Here is a 9,478-nt window from a genome sequence, read left to right on the forward strand (position 1 = left end):
GTAGTGCCATCTGGGCCGGGCATGCCGGAGTATTTGATTCTGCAAGTTCTTACTATTGCGATTAATCAAGCAAACCATTCAGTTCGTATTACAACACCCTATTTTGTACCGAGTGCCGACTTATTAGAAACACTCAAAATGACGGCACAACGTGGTGTCAGCGTCGAATTAATCATTCCACATAACAACGATTCATTAATGGTTAAATGGGCTTCTCGCGCCTTCTATACCGAACTGCTTGAAGCCGGAGTGAAGATATATGAGTTTTACGGCGGGCTTCTTCACACCAAATCGGTAGTGATTGATGAAGAGTTTTGCTTAATCGGAACGGTCAATATCGACATGCGCAGCCTATGGCTTAACTTCGAAGTAACGCTAGCCGTTGATGATGTGCACTTCACCAAGCAACTGTTTGATTTGCAGCAATCCTATATTGAATCATCTCATCCAGTGGAATTGGAGCAATGGGAGCAGAGAAACCTACGCAACCGCTTCTTCGAAAGGTTGTTTTACTTATTCAACCCGCTGCTTTAATTCCATCAATGCGTCCACCCCGGCTCATCACTCGCCGACTATCGGATTTTAAACCTTTCACGATAAACGACGTGGAAGGTTAAAAAGCGAAAGAAAAGCGCAAAAACTCCCGCTCTGCTCTTGCTTTGAAGGCTATTGGCATGTTTTAAATAGGACATAACCGATTGATAAGGAATTCACAGCATGTCCGAGAACAAAACCACTAAACTGATCACTGCAGGTCGTGATAAGAAGTGGACTAATGGTGTCGTTAACCCACCAGTACAACGCGCTTCAACTGTCGTGTTCAACACAGTAGAAGAGAAACGCAAAGCGACCATTAACCGCGCTAACAAGACACTTTTCTACGGACGCCGTGGCACCACGACTCATTTCGCATTTCAAGATGCAATGGTTGAAGTTGAAGGTGGTGCAGGTTGCGCACTTTACCCTTGTGGTACGGCAGCCATCTCTAATGCCATCCTCTCTTTTGTTGAAACAGGTGACCATATTCTGATGGTCGATACCTGTTATGAACCCACTCGTGATTTCTGTGACACCATAATGAAAAAGATGGGTGTAGAGACCACTTACTACGAGCCAACGATCGGTGAAGGTATCCAAGACCTTATTAAGCCAAATACTAAGGTTCTATTTACTGAATCTCCGGGTTCAGTCACCATGGAAGTTCAAGACATCCCAACACTCGCACGTATTGCTCATGAACATGACATCATTGTAATGCTCGATAACACGTGGGCGGCTGGTGTTAACTTCTCACCGTTCGATTTTGGCGTCGACATCTCAATTCAAGCGGCGACTAAATACATTGTTGGTCACTCTGATGTGATGCTAGGAACTGCGGTAGCCAACGAAAAATGTTGGGATCAACTGAGAGAGCAGAGTTACTTGATGGGACAGTGCGTATCTCCAGATGACGCTTATCTTGGTCTTCGCGGTATTCGCACTCTTGACGTTCGACTTCGCCAACATGCTGAAAACAGCCTTAAAGTAGCAAAGTGGTTAGAAACACGCCCTGAGGTTGACCATGTTCGTCACCCTGCCCTTGAGTCTTGTCCTGGTCATGAATTCTTCAAACGAGACTTCACTGGCGGTAATGGTTTGTTCTCTTTCGTACTGAAGAACTCAAACACAAAAGCAACGACTGCTCTGCTTGATGGTATGACGCACTTTAGTATGGGTTACTCATGGGGTGGATTTGAAAGTTTGATTCTAGCGAACGAACCGAGCAGCTTTAATAGCTTGAGAACGGTAGCGAACCCTAACTTCGAAGGAACCTTGATACGCGTTCATATCGGCTTAGAAGACGTCGATGACCTGATTGCGGATCTAGAAGCTGGACTAGATCGTTACAACGCTCTGGTTTAAGTAAAACAATAAACAAGTTTCCACAAAAAGGCAGGGACAACCTGCCTTTTTTAGTTCGGTAAGCTCTTGGTGTAGAAGTTATATGACTACTTCTGAACCTTAAAACATACCCAATTAAAAATTTCGAAACGATTTTTATTAAATAAATAGAGTGAGTCATCGGTGACAACAACTGAGTAATCAATATTCAGCCCCTTATACGAGCTATACTCTCGATTAATAACAGGATCATCAGTTTCAGTTGTCGGCGAATAATCAATGATAGAGATAGACAACTCGCCATCTTCTAACGAATAACGACCTGAGGAGTGGTGCTCCAATTTACTCACCTGACCATTCTTCTCTTCAATCTTCACCGCCTCTGCAATCATAAACGTATTGTCTGATTGGAAGGTAAAAGTCATACGTTCATACAACGATTGATAAGGTTGAAATGCCTGCGTCATAAAGCCCGTTTTGATGGTTTTACAGTGCCAACGAGTGCCCGCTAATACGTTTCTATCAATCATGAAACTTGCAGCTGTGAGTGCTAATACCAATAGCAAACCAATTATTCGCAAAAGTAACTCCTTTGAGCCATGTAATTCACAAACGAATCAAAAGATGACTCAACTTCAAAAATAGATGACAAGTAATTAAGAGCTTCGCCATCCTTTCTCTCAATCAGCATATACAAAGCATCATTTTCAGGTTGGTTGACAGATGGATAAATGCGAACAAAAACATCAACATTACAGTGGCTAGGTATAACTTGTATCAGTCTCTCAGTGATCGCAGGCAACGAGTAGGCTTCATTGCGAACAATATGGAAAAAGTAGTGATTAGTTTCATCTACGAAGCTGTCGTGATACTCATTTTTATCAACAAAGTATGGCAATGGCTGATAGTAAGCCTGAAATATATTAAACAAAGAGATCAACACACAGGTAAAGGCTAAAAAGTAGCCCACGCAGGCTAAATGACGATGAACAAAAAGCTTAAAGCTAGGTGGTACCGCGTTGACTGAACCTCTCGGGCTAACTGTGGACAATGGCATTTCCATGTCGCCTTCAACGCTTTGTGTTACTGATGCAGGCATAACATGAGCCTGCTCATCTTGCGGCTTTTTCTCAGGTGACTCGCCTGAGGTTTGTGTTTGATTTGTCGTTATTGATGATGGGTTAAGTTCGGCTTGCGATAATCCTATCGTTTGAGGAGACTCTGATACTAAATCCGCCTCAGGGACTGTCGCTTTAGGCTCTGTATTTTGAGGTTGAGATGATTCCTCTATCTCCAGAGAATACCCCATTTTACTGACGGTACGAATCGTGGCGCAACCACAAGTCACTCTGTTCAGTGTTTTTCTAAGCTTAGATATCACGTTGGTCAACGCTTGCTCAGAGACAATCACATCCCCCCAACATCTATCAAAGATCAGGCCTCGCTCAATGCATTCGCCTGTATTTTCAAGCAAGAATAGGAACACTTTACCTTCTAGCGGCGCGATAGTTTCTACGTGGCCATCCTCACGCATAAACTGCCTAAGCAAGGGATCATAGTTAGCATCACATATTTGGTAGTTTTGTTGATTCACTATCGTTGTCTACATTTGAATTTGGTCGCATATAATATTGAAAAGTTTATAAATGACCAGTGAATTTTTCAATTTACACACAATTATTTCGCGTCGAGAAATAACACCTTTATTTATGTGGGCAACCTTCTAAATGGTCATTAACCATACCTGTCGCTTGCATTAACGCGTAACAGATTGTTTCCCCAACAAACTTAAAGCCTCTCTTCTTCAAAAACTTACTCATCGCTTTGGATTGCTCGGTAGAAGCTGGAACTTGAGTCATCTCAATCCAGTGGTTTTCGATCACCTTGTTATCGACAAATTGCCATAAGGCGTTTGAAAGAGAACCAAACTCTTTCTGCAGTTCAAGCGTTGCTCGAGCGTTGTTATACACAGAGGCAATCTTGCCTTTATGCTTAACCACATCAAAGTTCTCTATGACGTGTGGCACATTGTCTTCACTCAATTCGGCTAACTTGTTTAGATCGTAATTATCAAAGGCAGCACGATAGCCTTCGCGCTTTTTAAGGATCGTAATCCAACTCAGGCCCGCCTGAGCGCCTTCTAAAGTAATGAACTCAAACAGAACTTGGTCATCATAAACAGGCACGCCCCACTCTGCGTCGTGGTACTCCCTTTCCAGTTCGTGCTTCAGTGCCCATGCACACGTTCTACCTTCAGTGTTTGTTTCCATGTTATTGCTACCTATTTTAAATCACTCAGAAATGATAATGCCCCTAAACAGGGGCATTAATTCAAAGACTCACTCGTCTTACGAGACTTCAATTTTATGGAATAGACGATACAGCACAGGTACCACGATTAGCGTCAGTACGGTGGCGAAGCCCAAACCAAACATGATGGTTACCGCCATTGGCTTGAAGAAGATATCCGGTAACAATGGAATCATACCGAGAATCGTTGTGATAGCCGCCATACATACAGGACGTACACGACTCAATGCCGCATCAACAACCGCTATATATGGGTCTTTACCTGACTTCATCTCAATCTCAATTTGATCAAGCAGTACGATACCGTTCTTCAGAAGCATTCCAGACAAACTCAAGAAGCCCAGAAGCGCCATAAAACCGAACGGTGTATTCAAGGCTAGCAAGCCTGTCGTTACCCCTATCAAGGCGAGTGGTACCGTTAACCAAACAATCAGGGGCTCTTTCACCGAATTAAACAAGAACACCGTGATTAAGAACATGAACAAGTAGCCTAACGGCATAGTTGTGAACAGTGACGCTTGAGCGTCAGCTGACGACTCGTATTCACCACCCCATTCCAATGAATAACCCGGTGGCATCTCAATCGCTTCTATTTGTGGCTGTAAGCGTTTCTGTAAAGTTGATGCTGTCTCTTCACCCAGTAGGTCAGGATCCGCCATTACCGTCAGCATACGCTTACGGTTCTTACGGATGATCAGTGGGTCTTCCCATTCCAATTCGTAGCCTAGTGTTACTTGTTGTAGTGGGATGTATTCACTTAATGCTGGGCTCCAAATCTTCATGCCTTCGATGTTACGTATATCGACACGTTCATCTTCAGGTAAACGAGCCACAATAGGCATCAGCGTCGTCCCATCACGGTACACACCGATCGATTTACCAGAGAAAGACATCGCTAGGAAATCATCCACATCAGATTTGGTAATACCATAACGACGCGCTTGGCTTTCGTTGAACTGAGGTTCCAGTACCTTAGTTCTTTCACGCCAATCGTGACGAACGTTAAACGATCCATTGTCAGCACGCATGATGTCCATAACTTGAGCTGCGATTGAACGTAAAACCGTTGGATCAGAACCCACAATTCGCGCTTCAATTTTCGCACCGCCACCAGGACCTAATTCGATCTGCTTAAGTTTGTAATTAATTTCAGGGAACTGGCCGTTTACATGCTCACGAAAGCGCAACATCAAACCTTCAAGTACTTCATAACTCTTCACACGAACCGTTATCTCACCGTATGCGCTATAACTTTTCTCTGGCGCATAAGTCAGCATGAAACGTTGCAGACCTTTACCCGCCGTTGTCGTGATATGTTCAACTTCGTCCTGCTCTGCTAACCAACTTTCCAGTACTTTCAGTTTGGTGTTGGTCGCTCGAATATCCGTACCTTCCGGCATCCAGACATCAACTTGGAACATCGGCGTGGTTGAAGATGGGAAAAAGGCTTGTTTTACGAAACCAAAGCCGTAAACACTCGCACCCAAACCAATAATCAGAACGAACATCGTGAGCCACGCACGCTTCATACAGAACTCAAGGAAGTTTTTATAGATAACAAAAACCATCCCGTTGTATGGGTCTTTACCTTCACTATCTGGATCGACTTTCTGGCCTTTGAAGAACATATCGGCAAAGAATGGCGTGAGTGAGATGGCCGTAAACCAACTCAGCATCAAGGAGATAAGTAGAACCGTGAACAAGGTGCCACAATATTCGCCCGTTGAGTCTTCAGACAAACCGATTGGGGCAAAAGCGGTGACCGCAATAACCGTTGCACCAAGCAGTGGCCATTTGGTTTGGGTCACAATATCTGTAGCGGCCTGCATTCGGGTTCGCCCCTTCTGCGTGCCGATCAATATCCCTTCCACCACCACAATGGCATTATCCACCAGCATCCCCAGCGCGATAACCAACGCGCCCAATGAAATACGTTGAAGATCGATTTTGAAGTACTGCATGAAAATGAAGGTACCGAAAACGGTCAATAGCAGTATCAAACCAATCAACAAACCCGATCGTAATCCCATGAAGAACAGCAACACTACGATTACGATCGCAACCGCTTGTCCTAAACTCACTACAAATCCACTAACTGACTTATCGACTTCTTTGGGTTGGTTATAAACCTCAGATATGTCAATACCTACGGGCTGTTGGTATTTCAGCTCGGCGAGCCTTCGGTCAAAGGCTTCGCCCACTGCGACCACGTTCACGCCTTGTGCAAAAGAAACACCAAGGTTAAGTGCGAGCTTCCCGTTATAGCCAATGATGTTAGTAGGCACTTCAACATAACCACGAGTTACATTCGCCACATCTTTTAGATAGATAAGCCCTTGAGCGCCACCTTCCGTAAGAATCAAATCACCGAGCTGTTCAACATTCTGGAACTCCCCTGTTGGATGGATTCGAATGTACTCGTCACCAATCCTTACAGCACCTGCACTTGAAACAATATTTTGAGTGGATAAAAGGTTAAATACAGTATTTGGAGACAAACCCAGAGAGCTGATCCGTTTCATCGATATCTCAATGAACACTTGCTCTTGCTGTTGGCCGGATACCGAGACTTTACTGACCCCATCAACAAGTTCTAGCTCTCGCCTTAGGTAATCAATGTAATCAAGTAACTCTTTGTAACTGTAACCGTCCCCCGTTACGGCAAGCAAAATACCGTAAACATCACCAAAATCGTCTATGACTTGAGGGTCATTTACCCCGGGTGGCAGTTGACCTTTCAAATCATTCACTTTACGTCGAAGTTCATCCCAAATTTGTGGAAGATCATCAGGGCCGTAATTATTCTTCATCGTTACCGTAACCTGAGACAGGCCACGACTAGAGATAGAGTTAACTTCATCAACATAGGTAAGCTGTTGAATCGCTTTCTCTAATGGGTAAGTCACTTCCTCTTCCACTTGCTGAGGCGTCGCTCCCGGATAAGAGGTCACTACCATGGCATCTTTGATGGTAAAGGCAGGATCTTCTAAACGGCCCAAACCAAAGAATGCAGACACACCACCAATAAGAAAGATCAGTGATAGCATCCAGCTAATGACCTTATTTCGTATAAAATAAGCCGCCACTCCAGTGATTTGGTCATCACCCTGTTGATCGTCACTTTGGGGCTTGCTATTGACTTCACTCATTGTTCGTCTCCTGAGACAATACTTCCACTGTCATCCCATCTCGCAATCGCGATACGCCTGCAACAACGACATGCTGCCCCATTTCTAATCCTTTGATTATCTGCAATGTTTTCTGATTCGCTTTGCCTAATACGACTTGCTGCTTAGATACTGTATTGTCGTCATTAAGAATCCACACGTAAGAGTTTTGACGAGTTAACTCATCCCCATCGGCATTAAACACAGCCTCAATAGGAATAAGTACGCCTGCTTTTAATTTCAACCCGATATCACGCCCATTTGACGTGACCTCAACGGCCATACCGTCAAGAATCAAATCATCTTCTGGCATAGGCAAAGCAAGCGTGACGGTAAATGTACCTGTGTTTGGATCGGGTTCAGTCGTAAACTCTTTTATCCCCGCACTGTATTCATTCCCACTTGGAACTCTAACTACTGCCTCAATATTCGAGATAGTCGCTTCATTTGGTTGATTTACATAGATTTGGTCAGGCAATTGGATAACAACTTCAACATCCTCAACACTGTGAATATTCACAATCTGTTGGCCAACCTGAATATTTTCGTATTGGTCAACACTGACACGAGAGATAATTCCATCAACCGGTGCGCGAAGCTTAGTAAATGACAAACGCAGTTTTGCCAATTCTAACTCGGCATAAGCGATTTGACGCTGAGCGGCAATCTCATCGAATTGAGACTTAGCCAATAACCCCTTTTTGACCAACGGACTTGAACGTCTGTATTGGCTGTTAATCACTGTGTATCGAGCTTGAGCGTTATCAACGTCCAACTGATAATCTGTTGGATCTAACTCGGCAAGAACATCACCCTTTTTAACTTGTTCACCTTCTTTGACATCAAGTTTAAAAATCTCACCAGCGACACGGAAACTTAGGTGCGCTTTCTCAGCAGCATTAGCCACTGCTGGAAAATAGAGCTTATCGTTAAAGTCTAAGACGGAGATTTCAATGGCTTTAACAAGAGGAAGCTTTTCGACTTCAGTGACACCTTTGTCTTTGCAGGCTGTCAACATCGCCAAACATGATAGGCCGATGGCTTTTGATACTGTCTTCATGTTAGAGCCCCCTTTCCTTGATCCACTCACGAACCTTGACGCCGGTTTCTAATCCATTAACGCCTGAGGTCACAACGCGATCTCCGTCGTTAAGACCCGAAATAATATGACGTTTTTCATCAATGACTATCGCGACTTCTTCGACGATACCATCGTTGTTAACGCGCCATACTGAGACATCATCTCCATTGGTCATCATTGCTGAGGTTGGAATTTTTGTCGCCGCTGCTTGTGAAGAAACAAGGTTAACCGTGCCAGACATACCCGGTAGGATGCCTATATCAGTCGGTCTCTCCATTACCATGGTGACCTTGTATGAACCGGTTTTAGGATCGGCTTCGGTATCGACTTCTTGAAAGGTGAGGACATAAGAATGTTCAGGGAAAGCATCGAATACCATAGTTGCGTCTGTCTCAAACCCTGCAGAAAAGCGTGCAATTAATTGATCAGGCAATAAGAAGACAACTTTGAGGATCTGATTCGTTTGGATATTCATTACACCTTGCTTAGCCGCGATGTATTCGTGGTTTTCAGCAGGAATAATAGAAATAGTACCATCATATGGCGCAACGAGTGTGGTGTAGCGAAGATTAGCTTTTGCTTGATTTAAAACCGCTCTTGCAGAGTTATGATTTGCTTTCGCTTGGTCAAAATCTTGCTCAGAAACCACTCTATCCTTACGTAGCTTGATGGAACGTTGGTATTGCACATCGGCAAGTTTGAAGTTAGCTCTTGCCTGCTTTTCTAGCAACTGATACTCATCAGGATTAAGCGTTGCCAATGCATCACCTTTGGAGACCTGTTGCCCCGCAGTGACATCGATCGTTTTTAGTAAACCGGGGACTCGAAATGCCAATACGGCTTTATCGCCCGCTTCAGTAGTCGCAGGAAAATTTCGTTCGAAGGCATTGTTACCGACCGAGACGGTGAAGAGTTTGGCTGGTCGTGATTCGGGTTCTGGAACCGGAGGGAGCTCCTTACCACACCCTGATAACCCGGATAAGGTCACCAATAGGACTAGGGAGGCTTTGTACATTGCGATCATCCATATCTATAAATT

General features: G+C 44.2%; 8 protein-coding genes. 2 read left to right on the forward strand and 6 right to left on the reverse strand.

What is annotated here, in order from left to right; genetic code table 11:
* Both AB4496_RS21135 and AB4496_RS21140 read left to right on the forward strand, forming a co-directional pair.
* Positions 1-534: phospholipase D-like domain-containing protein (locus AB4496_RS21135; RefSeq protein WP_372131869.1), on the forward strand; the 534-nt coding region annotated here is incomplete at its 5' end.
* 183 nt (positions 535-717) lie between these two features.
* Positions 718-1,902: a cystathionine beta-lyase gene (locus AB4496_RS21140; RefSeq protein ID WP_017100080.1), complete on the forward strand. Its 1,185-nt coding sequence runs from the start codon at positions 718-720 to the stop codon at positions 1,900-1,902.
* An 86-nt stretch (positions 1,903-1,988) separates the two neighbouring features.
* On the opposite strand, the gene AB4496_RS21145 is transcribed toward AB4496_RS21140, so the two are convergent.
* From AB4496_RS21145 to AB4496_RS21170, 6 genes are all read right to left on the reverse strand, one after another.
* Complete coding sequence (locus AB4496_RS21145; protein WP_009848768.1) at positions 1,989-2,462, reverse strand: hypothetical protein; 474 nt, start codon at positions 2,460-2,462, stop codon at positions 1,989-1,991.
* A complete protein-coding gene (locus tag AB4496_RS21150; protein ID WP_017100082.1) occupies positions 2,453-3,475 on the reverse strand; it encodes a winged helix-turn-helix domain-containing protein in 1,023 nt (340 codons plus the stop codon). The genes AB4496_RS21145 and AB4496_RS21150 overlap by 10 nt, the downstream gene beginning before the upstream one ends.
* Positions 3,476-3,584: 109 nt before the next feature.
* A complete protein-coding gene (locus AB4496_RS21155) occupies positions 3,585-4,151 on the reverse strand; it encodes a DNA-3-methyladenine glycosylase I (protein ID WP_102257847.1) in 567 nt (188 codons plus the stop codon).
* Positions 4,152-4,229: 78 nt separating this feature from the next.
* Positions 4,230-7,340: an efflux RND transporter permease subunit gene (locus AB4496_RS21160; protein ID WP_102257846.1), complete on the reverse strand. Its 3,111-nt coding sequence runs from the start codon at positions 7,338-7,340 to the stop codon at positions 4,230-4,232.
* On the reverse strand, positions 7,333-8,418 hold the full coding sequence (locus AB4496_RS21165) for an efflux RND transporter periplasmic adaptor subunit (protein ID WP_102257845.1): 1,086 nt from the start codon (positions 8,416-8,418) through the stop codon (positions 7,333-7,335). Before AB4496_RS21165 ends, AB4496_RS21160 begins: the two co-directional genes overlap by 8 nt.
* Position 8,419: 1 nt before the next feature.
* Positions 8,420-9,454 carry an efflux RND transporter periplasmic adaptor subunit gene (locus AB4496_RS21170; protein WP_029223131.1) on the reverse strand — a complete coding sequence of 345 codons (1,035 nt, stop codon included), beginning with the start codon at positions 9,452-9,454 and terminating at the stop codon, positions 8,420-8,422.
* Between the last annotated feature and the right edge of the window lie 24 nt (positions 9,455-9,478).

The sequence above is a fragment of the Vibrio sp. 10N.222.46.A1 genome, assembly GCF_041473595.1.
Classification (GTDB): domain Bacteria; phylum Pseudomonadota; class Gammaproteobacteria; order Enterobacterales; family Vibrionaceae; genus Vibrio; species Vibrio tasmaniensis_A.